This is a genomic window from Flavivirga spongiicola, assembly GCF_030540825.1.
In the GTDB taxonomy this organism is placed as follows: Bacteria; Bacteroidota; Bacteroidia; order Flavobacteriales; family Flavobacteriaceae; genus Flavivirga; species Flavivirga spongiicola.
Window position 1 is genome coordinate 4,004,068 of sequence record NZ_JAUOEO010000001.1, and the last position, 17,307, is coordinate 4,021,374.

General features: G+C 32.5%; 15 protein-coding genes. 14 read left to right on the top strand and 1 reads right to left on the bottom strand.

What is annotated here, in order from left to right:
* The first annotated feature begins 45 nt into the window (after nt 1-45).
* From Q4Q47_RS15885 to ettA, 3 genes are all read left to right on the top strand, one after another.
* Nucleotides 46-762: a pirin family protein gene (locus Q4Q47_RS15885; RefSeq protein WP_303307621.1), complete on the top strand. Its 717-nt coding sequence runs from the start codon at nt 46-48 to the stop codon at nt 760-762.
* 323 nt (nt 763-1,085) lie between these two features.
* On the top strand, nt 1,086-1,268 hold the full coding sequence (locus Q4Q47_RS15890; protein WP_303307622.1) for a CAL67264 family membrane protein: 183 nt from the start codon (nt 1,086-1,088) through the stop codon (nt 1,266-1,268).
* Between the two features lie 71 nt (nt 1,269-1,339).
* A complete protein-coding gene (ettA, locus tag Q4Q47_RS15895; protein ID WP_303307623.1) occupies nt 1,340-3,031 on the top strand; it encodes an energy-dependent translational throttle protein EttA in 1,692 nt (563 codons plus the stop codon).
* 227 nt (nt 3,032-3,258) lie between these two features.
* Here the strand turns inward: ettA and Q4Q47_RS15900 are convergent, their stop codons facing one another.
* Nucleotides 3,259-3,501 carry a hypothetical protein gene (locus tag Q4Q47_RS15900; protein ID WP_303307624.1) on the bottom strand — a complete coding sequence of 81 codons (243 nt, stop codon included), beginning with the start codon at nt 3,499-3,501 and terminating at the stop codon, nt 3,259-3,261.
* A gap of 345 nt (nt 3,502-3,846) precedes the next feature.
* Here Q4Q47_RS15900 and Q4Q47_RS15905 point away from each other — a divergent pair, with 345 nt between their 5' ends.
* The 11 genes from Q4Q47_RS15905 to Q4Q47_RS15955 all read left to right on the top strand — a co-directional run bounded on the left by Q4Q47_RS15905 (nt 3,847) and on the right by Q4Q47_RS15955 (nt 17,306).
* Nucleotides 3,847-5,193 (top strand): coiled-coil domain-containing protein, encoded by a 1,347-nt coding sequence (locus Q4Q47_RS15905; protein ID WP_303307625.1) that lies wholly within the window; start codon nt 3,847-3,849, stop codon nt 5,191-5,193.
* Between the two features lie 186 nt (nt 5,194-5,379).
* Entirely contained in the window at nt 5,380-5,922 is a 543-nt protein-coding gene (locus Q4Q47_RS15910; RefSeq protein ID WP_303307626.1) for a hypothetical protein, read from the top strand.
* 2 nt (nt 5,923-5,924) lie between these two features.
* On the top strand, nt 5,925-6,986 hold the full coding sequence (locus Q4Q47_RS15915) for a hypothetical protein (RefSeq protein WP_303307627.1): 1,062 nt from the start codon (nt 5,925-5,927) through the stop codon (nt 6,984-6,986).
* A 211-nt stretch (nt 6,987-7,197) separates the two neighbouring features.
* Nucleotides 7,198-9,162: an AAA family ATPase gene (locus Q4Q47_RS15920; RefSeq protein ID WP_303307628.1), complete on the top strand. Its 1,965-nt coding sequence runs from the start codon at nt 7,198-7,200 to the stop codon at nt 9,160-9,162.
* Nucleotides 9,152-9,757: an NUDIX domain-containing protein gene (locus Q4Q47_RS15925; protein ID WP_303307629.1), complete on the top strand. Its 606-nt coding sequence runs from the start codon at nt 9,152-9,154 to the stop codon at nt 9,755-9,757. The genes Q4Q47_RS15920 and Q4Q47_RS15925 overlap by 11 nt, the downstream gene beginning before the upstream one ends.
* A 157-nt stretch (nt 9,758-9,914) precedes the next feature.
* The gene (locus tag Q4Q47_RS15930) at nt 9,915-11,150 is read left to right on the top strand and encodes a DUF6638 family protein (RefSeq protein ID WP_303307630.1); all 1,236 of its coding nucleotides are present in this window, start codon (nt 9,915-9,917) and stop codon (nt 11,148-11,150) included.
* A 186-nt stretch (nt 11,151-11,336) separates the two neighbouring features.
* Nucleotides 11,337-11,858, top strand: a complete 522-nt coding sequence (locus Q4Q47_RS15935; RefSeq protein ID WP_303307631.1) for a hypothetical protein — start codon at nt 11,337-11,339, stop codon at nt 11,856-11,858.
* Between the two features lie 144 nt (nt 11,859-12,002).
* Complete coding sequence (locus tag Q4Q47_RS15940) at nt 12,003-13,715, top strand: hypothetical protein (protein WP_303307632.1); 1,713 nt, start codon at nt 12,003-12,005, stop codon at nt 13,713-13,715.
* Nucleotides 13,716-13,726: 11 nt separating this feature from the next.
* Nucleotides 13,727-14,005, top strand: a complete 279-nt coding sequence (locus tag Q4Q47_RS15945; protein WP_303307633.1) for a hypothetical protein — start codon at nt 13,727-13,729, stop codon at nt 14,003-14,005.
* 537 nt (nt 14,006-14,542) lie between these two features.
* A complete protein-coding gene (locus Q4Q47_RS15950) occupies nt 14,543-15,040 on the top strand; it encodes a hypothetical protein (protein WP_303307634.1) in 498 nt (165 codons plus the stop codon).
* A 100-nt stretch (nt 15,041-15,140) separates the two neighbouring features.
* Nucleotides 15,141-17,306, top strand: a complete 2,166-nt coding sequence (locus Q4Q47_RS15955) for a S9 family peptidase (RefSeq protein WP_303307635.1) — start codon at nt 15,141-15,143, stop codon at nt 17,304-17,306.
* Nucleotide 17,307: the final 1 nt, after the last annotated feature.

Sequence of the window (17,307 nt, forward strand, 5' to 3'; positions counted from 1 at the left end):
ATAATAAGATTTCCTTCTTCAAGGAAATGAAAAAATACTCATTAAATGAAAACAATAATTCACAAAGCAGATACCAGAGGATATGCCAATCATGGTTGGCTTAAATCACATCACACATTTAGTTTTGCTAGTTATCAAGATGCAGAACGCATGAATTTTGGAGCGCTCCGAGTACTTAATGATGATGTCGTGCAGCCAAAAATGGGTTTTGGTACGCACCCGCATCAAAACATGGAAATTATTTCTATTCCATTAAAAGGCGCATTGTCCCACAAAGATAGTATGGAAAATAAACAAGCTATAGAAGTAGATGAAGTACAAGTAATGAGTGCTGGTACAGGTTTAACGCACTCAGAGTTTAACGACAGCAAAACTGATAGCGTTAACTTTTTACAACTTTGGATTATTCCAGAAACAATGAATGTAACGCCAAATTATGAACAAAGAAAGTTTAATGATTTAGCTCAGAAGAATACCTTGCAAACCCTTGTAGCACCAAAAGATAAGTTAGAAGGTGAAGCATTACCTATTAGCCAGCAAGCCTATATATATCGCTCAGATTTAGATTCGGGACATGAAATAACATTGCATCCAAAAAATGAAAATAATGGCTTTTATATCTTTTTAGTTGAAGGAGAAATAGAAGTAGAAGACTTAACACTTAAAAATAGAGATGCCATAGGTGTTTATGAAACCGATAACGTTTTAATAAAATCTAAAGGAGACTCTAAAATATTAATCATTGAAGTACCAATGAATTAATCAAAAAAAATTCCTCGGTACAGCGTGTCGAGGTTTCCGATGAAATTGTTATTCCCTTGAAAACGGGAATCTTAATAAAGAATTTTGGTTTAAAGAAATTCTTTATTAAGATTGGTTAATATTAAGAAAGCATCCAGAAAATAGATGCTTTTTTATTTAAAAATACGATATTTGCTCCTCTAACTGCGCAAAAGGGTAGAAAAAGACATTTTTTATAATGTTTAATACACTTAGTATTAAGTGTTTATGGTGTTTAAAAGATTTAATAAAATAGCCTGCCTTGTCTAAACTATCAAGGATGCGCCCAAAATGAAATAGTTATTATGACAATGAATAAAAACACTGTGCTGGCGTGGGCCACATGGATAATGATTTTTGTAGGACTGGCATTGATTGGTCTAGGAGCATTTAGGTACGATGATGTTGCAGGTTGGGGCTTTGCAGCTGTAGGTGTAGGTTTTTTTGCTAACGCATGGGTGTTTAATGCCTTAAAAGGAAGAGTATAAGATTTCCTGTTTTTTTTGATTGACAATTTTTACATACAAGAGTCTAACGACTTTTAAACTAATAATTAATAATGAGTGACGATAAGAAAGTAATTTTCTCTATGTCTGGTTTAACCAAGACATTTCAAGGTGCCAATACACCAGTATTAAAAAATATTTATTTAAGCTTTTTTTATGGAGCTAAAATTGGGATTTTAGGTCTTAATGGTTCTGGTAAATCAACCTTATTAAAAATTATAGCAGGTGTTGATAAAAATTACCAGGGAGATGTTACCTTTTTGCAAGATTATTCAGTTGGGTTTTTAGAGCAAGAACCAAAACTAGATGATAATAAAACAGTGATGGAAGTGGTACGGGAAGGAGCAGCCGAAACCGTTGCTATTCTCGACGAGTATAATAAAATTAACGACATGTTTGGTTTGGAAGAGGTGTATTCTGATCCAGACAAAATGGAAAAGTTAATGGGACGTCAGGCAGAACTTCAAGATCAAATTGATGCTGCCAATGCATGGGAACTTGACACCAAATTAGAAATCGCTATGGATGCCTTACGTACACCAGATAGTGATAAGAAAATCGGTGTCCTTTCCGGAGGAGAAAAACGCCGTGTGGCGTTATGTCGTTTGCTTTTGCAGGAACCAGATGTATTATTATTAGATGAGCCAACCAATCACTTAGATGCAGAATCTGTACATTGGTTAGAGCATCATTTAGCACAATATAAAGGCACCGTGATTGCGGTAACGCACGATAGATACTTTCTAGATAATGTAGCAGGCTGGATTTTAGAATTAGATAGAGGTGAAGGCATTCCATGGAAAGGAAATTATTCCTCTTGGCTGGATCAGAAATCGAAACGTTTAGCACAAGAAAGTAAAACAGCTTCTAAACGTCAAAAAACTTTAGAACGTGAGTTAGAATGGGTAAGACAAGGAGCCAAAGGGCGTCAAACTAAACAAAAGGCACGTTTAAAGAATTATGATAAGCTAATGAGTCAAGATCAAAAACAACTTGACGAAAAACTAGAAATATATATTCCTAATGGTCCAAGATTAGGAACCAATGTTATTGAAGCCTCAGGAGTTAGTAAAGGTTATGATGAAAAATTGCTATACGACGATTTAAATTTTAACCTACCACAGGCTGGTATTGTTGGTGTTATCGGACCAAATGGTGCAGGTAAAACGACTATTTTCAGAATGATAATGGGCGAAGAAACCCCAGATAAAGGGGAGTTTAAAGTAGGTGACACTGCTCAAATAGCCTATGTAGATCAAAGCCATTCAAATATAGATCCAGAAAAATCGATCTGGCAAAACTTCAGTGATGAACAAGAGTTGATTATGATGGGAGGCAAGCAGGTAAATTCACGTGCCTATTTAAGTCGTTTTAATTTTTCAGGAAGCGAACAAAATAAGAAAGTAAAATTACTTTCTGGAGGAGAAAGAAACCGTTTGCATTTGGCCATGACACTTAAAGAAGAAGGCAATGTATTGCTTTTAGATGAACCGACTAATGATCTTGATGTGAACACATTACGTGCTTTAGAAGAAGGATTGGAGAACTTTGCTGGGTGTGCAGTGGTTATATCTCACGACAGGTGGTTTTTAGATAGAATATGCACACATATTCTAGCTTTTGAAGGAGATTCTCAAGTGTATTTCTTTGAAGGCAGTTTTAGTGATTATGAAGAAAATAAAAAGAAACGTCTAGGTGGTGATTTGATGCCAAAGCGAATAAAGTATAAAAAACTAGTAAGATAAGCATACAAAACATTAATACTTGCTAAAAAAGCTGTTTTGTATAATTTTAAAAAGATACGAATTCCACAAATTTTCACTAATTAATCTGTAATAGACAGCTTTAATGATTTGTGTCCATGTTTTGTCCACTATAACATAACCACTTGGCAATGAATTAGTGTGAATTCGTGAAATTCGTGTCCAAAGTTAAATCATTAAAATAAATACAAGCTGAAAAGTAGGCGTTTTTATTTATTATCATACATATGCCCATCAGTAAAGTCTTTGTAAGTTTCGTCTTCTTCTTCAGGCATTTTTGTATTCATATTATTTAATCTTTCGTTTTCCTTTTTAAGTTTATAGGATTTTCTTACACCTAAAATCAGTAAAATAGAGAAAACTACAACTACAATAATTAGTATTGTAACAATATCAGATTGATTCATTAAGAGGGGAGTTCGTAAAAAAAAAGTCAAATAGTTTAGTATCATAACTTAGTTTATAGCTTGGATTATTAGCTACTCAAATATAATATAATTAATTCACTCGGCAAATTAGTGAAAAACACAATACTATGACAGAAAAATCAGTCATTAAAAAATATTGTAACATTTCAATAATATATTATACTTATAATTTGAACAGTAGTCAATTAAAAAAAACATGACTTAGATTTAAATTTTAGATTAATTTAATGGTCATTTCTTATTTTTATTGAACTTATTTCAATAAAAATAAGAACCTAAAAAGTAAGCATTTGTTTGCTTTCAAAATTGGTTTTTTTTAACGACATTGCTTATTTAAATATTTGTACAACTAAAAAATACATCACTCATATGTCTGACGATTTTGATTTATTGGAAACCAATTCTAACGAGAAAACAGAGAAAGTAGATGTCAATTGGGGAAAGGCCATAGACACTATGAAATCTAAATTATCTCAAGAAGATGATCCAGAAGTTCGACAAAAAATATTAAATGCCACCTTAGATGATGTGGTACATATGGCTGAAAAAGACAGAACAACGCTTTTAGATGCTATTAAAGACCTAACCGACTATCAAGACGAAGTTGGTATTATTTTCGAAAAATTTTCTGCACTTAATGCTACTGAGCAAAAGGTCATCGACGATGCTCAAAAAGCTTTAGAGCGTGCCAAAATAGAATTAGAAGATGCTGAAGCAAAACCAAATACCTGGTGGAATAATCTTTGGGGGCGTAAAAGCAAAATTAAAAAAGCTCAAGACGAACTTAAAGTTGCTGAAAAAACGCGTGCTGCTGCCGATAATAAAGCAAAAGCAATGTTCCAAGAGCGTATTGAAAGTGCCGATGTTCAAACATTATTAAGTGAACTATCTTATAAATCTCAAGCAGCTGTAAGTAGATTGAAAAATCGTGAGGTAGAGATTAAAGAAGTAGAAGATAAATTGCAAGATGCTATCGTAGAAGCCACTAAAAACCATACAAAAGCTTTAGAAAAGAAGAAAGAAGTAGAAGCAAAATTAGAAGAGCAATATGCATTGTTAAAACAAGCACGTCAAGAACTCGAAGATATTGCAGATAAGCAATCTGCAGATTATGCGCAGGCTGTTGGTAAAGTAACAACTTTAGAACAAAAAGTGGAAGAATTAGAAGGCTTGAAAAATGCTTATACTACACTCGCGGCGAGTAAAGACAGTTTTGTACACAAACATAATTTAACTATTAAAGTTTTAACCTCATTGCGAAGTAATTTACAAACGCATCGTGCTAAATTAAAAAGTGATACCGAAGAACGCTTAAAGTACTATGATGGTTATGTAGTAGCTTTAAAAGCTAGAACAGATCAGGAATTTGCTGCCATTTTAGAACATTTGGGAGTAAAAACAGATGAGCATATCGGAGAAACGCTAGCATCTATGCATACCGCAAGTGCCAAAGCGCGTCAAGATATGATGGATAATATTCCAGTTCACGAAAAAGTGATGCAAGGTGTATATAGTAGTTATGCAGAGGCCTTACAAGAAATTCGTGCCAAAGACAATGATATTCAAAAGAATTTTGCAGAGCGTTATGGTATCGATATGAAAGAGATTTTTGAAGATTACTATAAAGTCGATCCAAATAAAGCTTCAGAAGGCGATGATGATGAACCAGAAGGAAAGCCAAAACCAGAAGCAGGCGATGATGATTTGTTGAGTTAACTTTATTCCTGCAGAGGCAGGAATCTCATCAAACTAACGATAAAATTTAAATAATTTGGGCGTTACTTTTTACTCATAAGTATAAAAAAATATACTTATGAGTAAAAAAACAGGCTTTTGGTAGTCGTTTTTTTGAGAAAAGAAGAAAAGCTTCGACAATGATTCAATCCTTAACGCAGAATTTTAATGAAGGAATTTTTAAAGAAAATAAAACTTTTAGATACTCTAGAAACAGATTTAGATATTTCAAAGCAGGAGTTTGTTAGCAGGTTCGAGTTATCTGTAGATAAAGGATCAACAGATCTTTTTTCTGACATGTATGATGTTCTTCTAAGATCAAGTGAGAAAATGTATAAAGGAAGAGTTGGTTTAAGTGGATTTGAAATTAAAAAGAGACATCAGTTTTTTAATTCATTTGTTTTTGCAAAAGCAAAAGGATCATATGTTCATAAAGGGAACAAATTACGAGTAATAACTGAGATTAATGGCTGGAACGATTTCATGTATTTCTTTTTTGGAATAGCTTCACTGTTTTACCTTCTTTTTTTCTCTAGTATTATACAAGGTAATGCACCATTATTGGGTGTCCTTTTTTGCGTATTCCATGCTTTATTTATGTTTTTTATACCAATTAGAATGATGAGAGCTAGTGTTAAAAAAATTAAATACGACCTAGAAAGAGAGTTTCATTATATCGCATCCAAAAGTTTAAATAATTCTAGTAACTAAAAATGTCCGTAAATCACATTGTAACACCATTAGATTCAGCAGTTCTAGATTCCAAAGAACATTATGTTTTCTATCATAAAATGGTTGATTTTGCATTTAAAGAACTTATAGTTGCAGTACAACAACAAGCCCTATGCAATAATCAAGAAATCCTTTTGTTTAAACAGTATTGTGATTTATTACTATACTCTATTGAAGCCATGCGTATTAAGTATATGTATGATGATGAAGATAATATGAAAGTCGATTTAACCCATTCAGGGTTTCCAAACTATTTGGAATTTCGGTATCTGTTTAACGATTTAGAATTGCGTGATGATTATTTAGACAGGCTAACACCAGTAGTTACTTTAAAAGAAGAGTTTTTAGATACGTTAATGCGTAAAAAGGAACCTATTAAAAAAAGTAAATTGTTTCAAGCAGCCTCTATAGTATACTATTCATCAGTTCAAAAACAATATATTTTTAATCGTTTTGTACAAGGTAAAATTTTAAGTGCCCCAGAAGAAATAGATACAAAATATATGACAAGTTGGAGTTTTTTCGATGTATCCCACAACCGTCCATTTATTTGCTTTATGTATTTCAATTATAGTGGAACTGACGTAAAAGATTATAAAGATGACATTTACGAGGTTTTAAAAACTACTGCAGATAGAGACATGTCTTTGGATACTATGGGGTATACTATAGACAGGAAGTTGCCAAAAGTATTACCAAAACTTATAAAACGAATCGATTTAGGACCTATGCATAATGTCTTTGCAAAAGATGAAAATGATATCACACATGCCATTTTACAAGGTATCGGAAAGAAAGAAATTCCATTAGAATCGTATGCGATTTCATTAAGAATAGATGAAGTAGCGTCTGGAAGTGAGTTTAAAGACGGTGGTTTTTTTTCAAAACAGATATTGCAAAAATGGAACGATGTGTTTAAACAAAAATATGTGTTTGCACCACATCGTATTATTCAATTATTGCATAATAAAACACCAGAACTCATGAATGATTTAGCAAAACCGCCTGTTGAAATAAGTAGTTTGAAATACTCTAAGAAGTAAACAGTGTGCAGTTGGCAGTATTCAGTCAATAAATAGATTTGATTTTAATGTAGAAGATAAATTTGTAAATGATAAGGTTAAAAATAAGATATTAAAGAGAACATATAAGGTATGAGTAAATACTCAATGCCAGATACAATAAACAAAAGAGAAAATAGTAGAGCAAGCCGCAAGAGTAAAAACTGAAGACTGCCAACTGAAGACTTAAAAAATGGAACACAACTCAACATTCCCAATAAAATTAACCGAACTTGATATGCTTCGCGATGAAGCATCTTCCTATTTAAAAAGTGTACAATGGGAGCAAGGGCAGCGTGCAAAAAATAAAAATAAAGAAGCCAAAGATGAGTCTATCCTGTTATATCTATCTCGTGCTAATAATGGTAGTAATACAGCAGAAATAACCTCAGTATCAAAAACAATTTTGGCTCTAAAAAAACGTCTGTTACCCGACTCCATAGCAATTCCTATTTATTTAAATCAAACGTTATATGCCGTTCAGGAAGGTATTACTTTAGGTATTTGGATTAAAGATAGTTACTATGATGCTTCAGGGTTGTCAAGTTTAAACGAAAACAAATCAGCCTTAGATACTAATGGTAAACGAGAATTTGAAAGTAAAATGCATACTGCAACTGCATTTATGCTTTTTAGTACAGCATATAAAATATTAAACGATTTAAAACCGCACGCTTCTGACGATTTAAGCGTGATGAAACAAAAATTTGCAGGTATTCCTGAAGTGTCGCTTATGACACCTTTAAAAGGGGTTTCATGCAGTTTGTTCTATTACGATAAGTATTTAGGACATCCGGAAATTATAAAGTCAGATAAAGATGTTATAGACTTTACGGTGGTCTATTTTGAAGCATTGATAGATGAAATTCAATTACGTAAAAGTAGTTTAGAATACACCGAAACAATTGAAGATAGAACTTACAAGTTAGAAAAATCAGAATTTGCCGTTTCAGGTTGGAGTAATGTATTTCAAGGAACAGCAAAAAGTATTGAGTTCAATAAAATTAAGTTTGAGCAAATTGTAGGTAACCGGGATGCAAAACACTTTGCGCGTCGTTTAACAGAGCGTATGCTAAGCTATGATTTTACAGCCAAAAAAAATCCATTTCAAGAATTGGGTGGATTTATGCCAGTTTTCATGGGATATGGAATTCCAGGAACAGGAAAGAGTATGCTTATTGCTGCTATAGCAACTCGACTTAAAGAGCATTGTGATACCTTAGATATTCCGTTTTTGTTTCATCCGATGCCAGATACGTTGATAAGTACATTTCAAGGAGGTTCAGCAGAAAAAATGGTAGAGTGGATGAAACCCATGCAAGACCCTTCAAAACTAATCTTTGCGCCTATTGATGATGCAGAAAACAATTTGCAGGAACGAACGGCTCAAGGCGTTTCGGCAGGAGTAAAAGAAGTGATTGGCGTATTTTTGCGCTATACAGAAGGTGCCTATGCTGTAAACTATGGAAACAGTTCGATAGGATTATTTACTAATCTACCCGAAATGCTAGATAAGGCAGTGATTTCTCGTGTACAAGGGCGATTTAAAATAGATGGAGCAAGAACAGAACATGACTTTTTAGATCAAGATCATTTATGGTGGCGTAAACTGGATGAAACCATGCCTGATTTTGTAAACATGCAAGGCCCGGAAAACTATAGTTATTTACAAGATCAGGGCTTAGCTAAAAATATGGGAGAAATATTAAATGTTAGCAATAAGCCTACCGAAGAACGTGTACATGATATTTATAATAAAGTAGAAAAACAGTTTAAATCCAACCAGCATTTGTTTTATGCCAATCTTTATAAAGATATGCAAAAGGCCTTTCCTTTCTTTTCATCACGAGATGTGAGGAATATTCAAAGTGCTGTATCATTGCGATTAACAGATTTTGATTTAGAAGAAAATTGGTTCGAAAATCCAGAAATCTATTTTAAACAGGATTATGAAACGAAATTTAATATGCTTCAGGAATTGATGCGTGCTAATATGAAAGGATTGGATTTTTCAGAAATTCGTCGTCAGGAAGTAGTGCGTTATTTAGATAATGTAGCAACCATTGCTGATACTGATTTTAAACGAAAAGTAGATGCCAGAGTAAACCAATTAAATATAGAAAGAGAAGCAAGAAGTACTTTTGAAGATGGTAACTAATCGTATAAAAAACATAGTAAGCAATTTACTTTCAGATAACTATTATATACTCAAAAAACTAACTTTTGATTATTTAATGAAAAGCGGAAAGTGGGTTACCCAAATGCGTGAAGTTTATGATCGGGGAGATGGTGCAGGGATCCTGCTTTATAATAAAGAAAAACAAACCATTATCTTAATAAAACAGTTTAGAATGCCTACTTATATGAATGATAATGAAGATGGATTTTTAGTAGAGATTTGTGCTGGTATGCTTGATAAAGATAATCCGGAAGCCTGTATTATAAGAGAAACAGAAGAAGAAGTCGGATATAGGATAAAAGAAGTGCAAAAAGTATATGAAGGGTATTCATCACCCGGTGTGATGACCGAAAAAATGCATTTCTTTATTGGTGAATATACCGATGATATGAAAGTGAGTGAAGGAGGAGGTTTAGATAGTGAACATGAGGATATCGACGTATTGGAAATGCCTTTTTCAGAAGCGGTTAATATGTTGCATACTGGAAAAATAGTAGATACGAGAACTATTGTGTTGTTGCAATATGCTATAATTAATAAGTTGCTAATTCCTGCGAAGGCAGGAATCTCATAACTACAAAGTGGATAATAATTAAGCATTTGCGAGGTAGAATTAAGTGTAATAATTGAGTAATAGGGTGAATATTATTTAATAACAATAAAGAATAAGATTCCTGCCTTCGCAGGAATAAAAATGATAAGATTCCCACCTTCGTGGGAATGACAAAAACATGCAAAAACTAAAAGAAGCCAATTTATATAGAAGCGAGCTTATTCCTATTAGTGGAAAACTAGTGGAACGATATAATAAATGTTTAGTAAAACTTGGGTTTACCAAAACGAAGTTAAAAACGTTTCATATAGACGGTATTGGATGGAGTCCTGAAGTAGCTGAAGAAAAAGAGAATCTTCATTACTTAAATAACGGAGAAGCAAATCCACATGGTATTATTATTTCACCATTACAAAAAGGTAAGCCCGTGTATTTACCGTATCATACTTTTGATAGAGAAATGATGCAGCAGATATTTAAAACCTATGGAGATAAAATCAATGATATTACCAGAGATTCAGCAATTTGTATTGATTTTGATCAAAAGATAGATGCTTTTTATGAATCTTTGGATCTGTTGAAATACAATACAATACACATTAATTTTCACTTAATGAATAATTTGTATCATCAACAAAATGAACAACTCCAGTTAATAGAAAAATTTAAAGAAGGTCATAATTTTATAGATGAAGAGGTGCATTCAGAATTATTGAATTCGGCTAAAACTTATGGTGATTTAAGAGCTAGAGATTTAGAATTACCTGCTATAGATTTTTCAGTAAGCTCTTTTTATACTAGAGCTTTTGGAGGTGTATATGTTTTACGTGATTTTATTACACCTATCATAGTTTTTGAAGATGAGACCTGGCATAAAGAAGCCATTAAAGACACGAGTTATGAGGTACTGATATATCATATTCATCAGCCAGAATTAATGGATAAATTACGTGATCATGTGATTATAGAATACGATCTAGAGGTTGCAGTAAAAACAGAACGTTACGAGCGTATTAAAAAGTTTGAAATGACTCAATACCTGAAAGAAACACAGCACCCCATTAAAGATATTTTAGACAATCCTATTTTGTATAAAAGTTATCTTAATAAATTAGATATAGAATCACGTAAAAAGATAATGAGTGTAGAGCGTTATTTAGAAAAACTAGAAACAAGTAATCAATATAAAATAGCCGACATCGTAGATTTAAAGTTATTTGAAGCATTACATAGGCCACATTCCTCTTTAGAAGGCAAACACCAGGATTTAATTTGGAAATTGTTAGTAAATGTATCGCCTAAAGATGTGCTGTATTGGTATTGGTATGATAAAGAAGATTTTTATAATAGCTTTGAGTCATGGGACGATTCGCTTAAAGAATGGACTATAGCAACTATTAGTAACAAAATTTAAAAATTATAGACTAACTTTATAAATAACTTTGTCATTCTGCGCTACGACGCAGAATCCATTATTAAATGAAAGGAAATCATCATCAATACTAATGAATCCTGAATCAAGTTCAGTATGGCAAAAACAATTAACAAGTATGAGTAAGAAACTTCAAGCTTCTAATTTCGTACTTCTAACTTTGATAACATGGGACTAGATTTAATAATTTTTATTGCAGCTATATTTTTCGGAGCCTTTCTATATTGGAGAGAGTCTCATAGTAATGGTTTATATCGGTTTTTTAATAAAATTTTTAATTCGAAAGCATTACAAATGAAATCTACTGATAAAAAAGGTTTTGTATATCAGCAAACATTCTTAGTTCGATTAATTTTTATTGGATTTCTATTTTTAATAGGTATTGTTATTACCCGCTTTTTAATTCCAATAGATATCGCAACCATTTCAATATTTGCGTCTATGATTGTTGGTACACTGGCCGGCACTTATTTGGCAAATTTTGTATTTAAATCTGGTAAAGTCATTGAAGAAAAATCAGATTCCTTAGAAGACATTGTACATGATACTATTGAAAAAGGAAAAGACTTTATTGAAGATTTAAAAACTAAAGATGCTGAAGAAGTTGAAGATCAAAAAGAAATGAAGGAAAAACCTAAAGGAGATGAGAAGAGTGCCAGAGAACGATTGAAGGATAAAGGGCTTTTGTGAGTAAAAGTTTTGACTATATAATTATAAATACAAAAAAAGTTAATCAGTCATATTGAGCTTGTCGAAGTAAAGGCAGGAATCCACTTTAAAAACGTTATAGTATAATAAGATCCCTGCCTTCGCAGGAATGACAAAATACAAGAAATGATTAAAAACTACTGGAATAGAGGAAAACGTCAAAAGATTACAACAATAATTATTGCATTAATCTTACTTATCTCATTATTTGTTTTACGTGACGATTATCAACCAGCCTTATTATTTGTTAGAAAATTTATTTTCATCATTTTATTAAGTGCCATTGTTTTATTTTTTGGTTTAAGGAAATTTAGAAGTTCTGCAAGTACAGGTAGACGTTTAGGGATTTTAGGCCTGTTAGTTGTTTTCTTTGGAATTTTATATGTGTTAGGCTGGCACTTTAAGATGTATGATTATATGAAAACATACAATGTTTTTAATAATCTAAATAAAACTGAAATTAATGAGCTACCTCTAACACAAAACGAAAGAATCCAACCTTTGAGAAATGTATTTTCTATGGCAAATGAAAGTGTTGGAGAAACAAAAGATGTCTCATTGCCACATTTAGTAAGAATTGGGGATGAGAATAAATGGACGATGGCTATTCAACCTACTGAAAAATATATGTGGCAAGGTATGACTGATAATACCGAAGAAGTTTTTGCGGTATCCAGCACCACACCATTTCCGAGATTTTCTAACGAGAATAGAATTCCTGTAACCTTTTCAATAGGAGAATCGTTAAAGTTTAGCAGAAACACCTATAATGCGGTGGTACAACGTTTTAACTTTTTTCAATTATTCACCATGGAACCTAGTGACACCTATTACATGAAAAATGATACAGGTCAATGGGTAGAGGTAGTAAGTTTAATTAAATGGAAAGGTTTTTTGTTTCCCTATCCAACTTTTGGAGGTGTCATGGTTATTGAGAATGGTGAACACGATTTTAATGATTATATAGAGCGTATTTTAATAGGAAAAGGGACTTATATAAGACCTGATGAGATGAAGAACCACCCTTATCTCACAAAACAAAACACATTAGCAGAAAAAGTATCGCGTTTACAAGCGGAGTCTTTAAAGTTTTTAGGAGGGTTTAGCGACCCATTACCATGGAATATGGAAACGGCTGTTAAAATTCCCGATTTACCAGACGATCAGAATCAGCAACCATTTGTAACTGATTTTGATTTCTCTGATACCGATTCTGATGCTTATAGTGGTTTGTATCATTGGTTTGGCTTAGAACCAGTAGGGGATGAGCGCACCAGTTTAACCTTTAGTGTTTTTATTCCCGCAGATGGGACGGATAAGATTTATTATTATGATCATGCCTCAAAGAAACAAGGATATGCTGGGGTTTCTGCGATGCCTTTAAAAGTTATTGAATCCCGTAAAGAGTTTGATTGGTCAGTGAATAAACCTGTTGAGTTTAGGCCATATATTAAAGATATTGCAGGAAGAAAGCGTATGTTTTTCTTAGGGACTATATCTGCCATAAGAGAAGGTTCTGATAGTTTTGACGGTTCAGCGACACCAGACTTAGCATTGATAGATAGTGAATATAGAGATGTTGTTTGGATAGATGTAAAACACCCAAGTCAATGGAATAAAACCGTTTATGATCAATTAAATGAAGCCTGGAGAGCTAGTGAAGGAATTGGTTATTATTTTACCGAAGCGACTAAAAAAATAGATATCGCTGAGGCTGTAAAAGACTCCATAATGGAGATTCCAAATAATGTCTTACCAAAACAAGTTCTGGATAAGAAAAAAGCTGAAGAAATTGAAAGATTACAGAAACAGATTGATTCTTTGAAGGCGGTTAATTAAATTAAAGAGATATGCTAGGACTTGGTGGTTCAGGACATTTTAAAGCTGTTTTACAAAGGCGTAATGAGCGAAAAGATAAAGCTAGTGGTAAGTTTGATAAAAAAAAACTGCTCAACAAAAGGTATGGGAAAAAGCTTGAATTTAATTCTCCAAACTTAAGAACATCAGAACTTGAAAGGTTAAAAGCAGGAATAAGAAGTAATATTAAAAAAGATAAATTAAAAGACTATTTACTGTTTTTTATTCTTTTTTTGACTCTTTTTATTTCATTTTATTATTTCATGAATTAATGAAGTTCAAGTTAGTATATCTAATTCATGGGGCGATTTTGACTCTATTTATAAGCTCAGTAATTTTCGAGTCAATTAGAATGTATAAATTTTTTGAAGTGACAGGAGATGATTTTTCATGGCATTCATTTGCAATTATGAATGCTTTTAAAACCACATTGTTTCTTGTTTTTCCTTTAATCGGTGTTTTTTTGATAAAGAAAATTGGATGGATTTTTATAAATCTTTATTTCTATTTTTTAATATGCAATGTGTTTTTTCAGTCTTTTGAAGATGATTTTAATAATCTTCTTTTTTTGATTGTTTTTGAAACAGTAATAGTGTTATTCTTATTAATGATAAATCATCAGAAAGTGACCTTAGATTGTTATAAAATTAAAAAGAAAGATTTGATAAGCTATAATTTGATTTCTTTTACAACAGGTTGTTTCGCTTCGGTACTACTCTTTATTTCTAAAAATCTTTATCACTTAAGTTAATTCTAGTTTATTCCGTAACATTTACATCATATTTCAGACCTATAAATAAAGTATTATCATGGGAGGTTATATGGGTTTCGGACTACAAAAATGGATTTATTCCAGAAATCCACGAAAAAAACTTTATGTAAAAGAAAGAATATCATCTTTCACAGCGCTTCCTAAATATTCAAGAACTTTTACAATAAAACCGAGTATTAAGGAAAATAAAATATTAGTTGGGTTTTTGACTATTACTACGGTGATTGGTTTTGCTATAATATTAAATTCTTGTTACAAGCATTTTGTTGTTTATTCAAATGAGCGATCAAAGCAAATAGCCATTTATAAAACGGATAAAGACAATATGGCTTTTAATTTTTTATTGAATTCTGGAAAAAATAGATTAAAACAACATAGAATAGTAGCGGCGTATTCCGAATTGAATCTAGCTTATGCTATTCGACCTAATGATAAGGAGTTGAATCAACTATTAATTGAAACTTTGAGTATTCTTTGTAGTAAAGATATTGCGTATTGTGATGCCTTAGATAAGCATTTACAAAACGACTATTAAACCACTCTACTTTAGATTTAGGCTATATTTTCTAATATAAACTTTAACATAACCTTAAGAACTAATTTTCGTTCCTTTATAATACCAAAAATTAATCGAAATGAAGCGTATTCTACTTACATTTATAACTCTTACAACCATGTTTTCATCTTGTAAATCAAACAAAAATGAGAAACCTTATTTAGCCATTCAAACTCCTAAAGCAAAGAAGGTTCCTAAAACATTGACCATTCATGATGATACACGTATCGATAACTATTTTTGGATGCGTCTAAGCGATGAACAAAAAAATGCAGAAACACCAGATGCACAAACTCAAGACGTTCTAAGCTATTTAAATATCGAAAATGATTATTTGCAGAAAGCCATGGCGCATACTAATATGTTTCAAGAAAATCTGTATAACGAGATCGTGGATCGTATTAAAAAAGATGATCAGTCTGTACCTGTAAACCACAAAGGATATTCGTATTACAGCCGCTTTGAAGAAGGCGGAGACTATGCGTTGTATTGTAGAAAAAAAATAGCAGAAGATGCAGAAGAAGAAATTATGCTTAACGGGCCGGAATTGGCAAAAGGATTTTCTTATTATAGTTTTGGAGGGCAATCAGTTAGCCCTGATAATAAGATGTTAGCTTATGGTATTGACACAGTTTCTAGACGTCAATACACAATTCATTTTAAGAACTTAGAAACAGGTCAATTATTAAAAGATAAACTTAGTAATACAGGAGGTAGTGCGACCTGGGCAAATGATGGTAAAACCCTTTTTTACACGACTAAAGACCCACAAACATTACGTCAGAATAAAATATTAAAACATGTTTTGGGTACGAATCAGTCTGAAGATGTTGTTGTTTATGAAGAAATGGACGACACCTATAGATGTGGTGTTTTTAAAACAAAATCGGAGGCCTATTTAATGATTGGTAGCTTTCAAACATTAGCTACAGAGTACAGATATTTAGATGCTAATACGCCTGATGGAGCATGGAAGGTTATTCAACCTAGAGAAAAAGGATTGGAATACAGTGTTGATCATTTTGAAGATCATTTTTATATTAGAACCAATATGGGTGCTAAAAATTTCAAGCTGGTTAAGACGCCTATAAACAAAACAGAAAAAGAAAATTGGGTAGATGTTATACCGCATAGAGATGATGTGTATTTTCAAGGCATGGATCTTTTTAAAAACTATTTAGTTTCAGAAGAGCGTAAAGATGGATTAAGAGCTATTCGAGTGATGCTTTGGAATGGAGAAAATGACCATTATATTGAGTTTAAAGACCCTGCTTATTATGCCTCTACAACTTCTAATTTAGATTTTGACACCCCAATTTTGCGTTACAGATATAGTTCTTTAACAACGCCTAATAGTACTTTAGAATATAATATGGAGACTAATGAGCAAGTATTGTTGAAGCAAGAAGCCGTACTAGATCCCAATTTTTTAACAGATAACTATAGATCAGAACGTTTATATGCTACTGCAGCAGACGGAACAAAAATTCCTATTTCTCTGGTCTATAAAAAAGGACTAGAAAGAAATGGAGAAACACCATTGTTATTATATGCGTATGGTTCTTATGGAAACAATACAGAGCCCACTTTTAGTTCGTCCCGATTAAGTTTACTGGATAGAGGGTTTGTTTATGCAATTGCACATGTACGCGGTGGACAAGAAATGGGAAGGGATTGGTATGAAAATGGTAAGCTACTTAAAAAGAAAAATACGTTTACAGATTTTATTGATGCTGGTAAATATTTAGTGAATGAAGGATTTACCAGTAGTAAACATTTATATGCCTACGGAGGATCTGCTGGAGGCTTATTAATGGGAGGCATATTAAATATGGCTCCCGATTTATGGAATGGTGTTATTGCAGCGGTTCCTTTTGTTGATGTTATTTCGACGATGCTGGATGAAACGATACCGTTAACTACTTTTGAGTTTGATGAATGGGGAAATCCAAAGAATAAGGAATATTATGATTATATGAAATCGTATTCGCCTTACGACAATGTGGAAGCAAAAGCATATCCTAATATTTTAATTACAACAGGCTATTGGGATAGTCAGGTACAATATTGGGAACCAGCTAAATGGATTGCAAAATTACGTGAATTGAAAACAGACGACAATTTATTAATGATGGATTGTAACATGGATACTGGTCACGGAGGTGCATCCGGGAGGTTTGAACGTTATAAAAGATTAGCTTTAACCTACGCCTTTATTTTTGATTTAGAAGGTATTGAAGACTAGT

Coding starts and splice junctions, on each gene's coding strand:
- Q4Q47_RS15885 (WP_303307621.1), top strand. CDS start 46: ATGAAAACAATAATTCACAAAGCAGATACCAGAGGATATGCCAATCAT.
- Q4Q47_RS15890 (WP_303307622.1), top strand. CDS start 1,086: ATGACAATGAATAAAAACACTGTGCTGGCGTGGGCCACATGGATAATG.
- ettA (WP_303307623.1), top strand. CDS start 1,340: ATGAGTGACGATAAGAAAGTAATTTTCTCTATGTCTGGTTTAACCAAG.
- Q4Q47_RS15900 (WP_303307624.1), bottom strand. CDS start 3,501: ATGATACTAAACTATTTGACTTTTTTTTTACGAACTCCCCTCTTAATG.
- Q4Q47_RS15905 (WP_303307625.1), top strand. CDS start 3,847: ATGTCTGACGATTTTGATTTATTGGAAACCAATTCTAACGAGAAAACA.
- Q4Q47_RS15910 (WP_303307626.1), top strand. CDS start 5,380: ATGAAGGAATTTTTAAAGAAAATAAAACTTTTAGATACTCTAGAAACA.
- Q4Q47_RS15915 (WP_303307627.1), top strand. CDS start 5,925: ATGTCCGTAAATCACATTGTAACACCATTAGATTCAGCAGTTCTAGAT.
- Q4Q47_RS15920 (WP_303307628.1), top strand. CDS start 7,198: ATGGAACACAACTCAACATTCCCAATAAAATTAACCGAACTTGATATG.
- Q4Q47_RS15925 (WP_303307629.1), top strand. CDS start 9,152: ATGGTAACTAATCGTATAAAAAACATAGTAAGCAATTTACTTTCAGAT.
- Q4Q47_RS15930 (WP_303307630.1), top strand. CDS start 9,915: ATGCAAAAACTAAAAGAAGCCAATTTATATAGAAGCGAGCTTATTCCT.
- Q4Q47_RS15935 (WP_303307631.1), top strand. CDS start 11,337: ATGGGACTAGATTTAATAATTTTTATTGCAGCTATATTTTTCGGAGCC.
- Q4Q47_RS15940 (WP_303307632.1), top strand. CDS start 12,003: ATGATTAAAAACTACTGGAATAGAGGAAAACGTCAAAAGATTACAACA.
- Q4Q47_RS15945 (WP_303307633.1), top strand. CDS start 13,727: ATGCTAGGACTTGGTGGTTCAGGACATTTTAAAGCTGTTTTACAAAGG.
- Q4Q47_RS15950 (WP_303307634.1), top strand. CDS start 14,543: ATGGGAGGTTATATGGGTTTCGGACTACAAAAATGGATTTATTCCAGA.
- Q4Q47_RS15955 (WP_303307635.1), top strand. CDS start 15,141: ATGAAGCGTATTCTACTTACATTTATAACTCTTACAACCATGTTTTCA.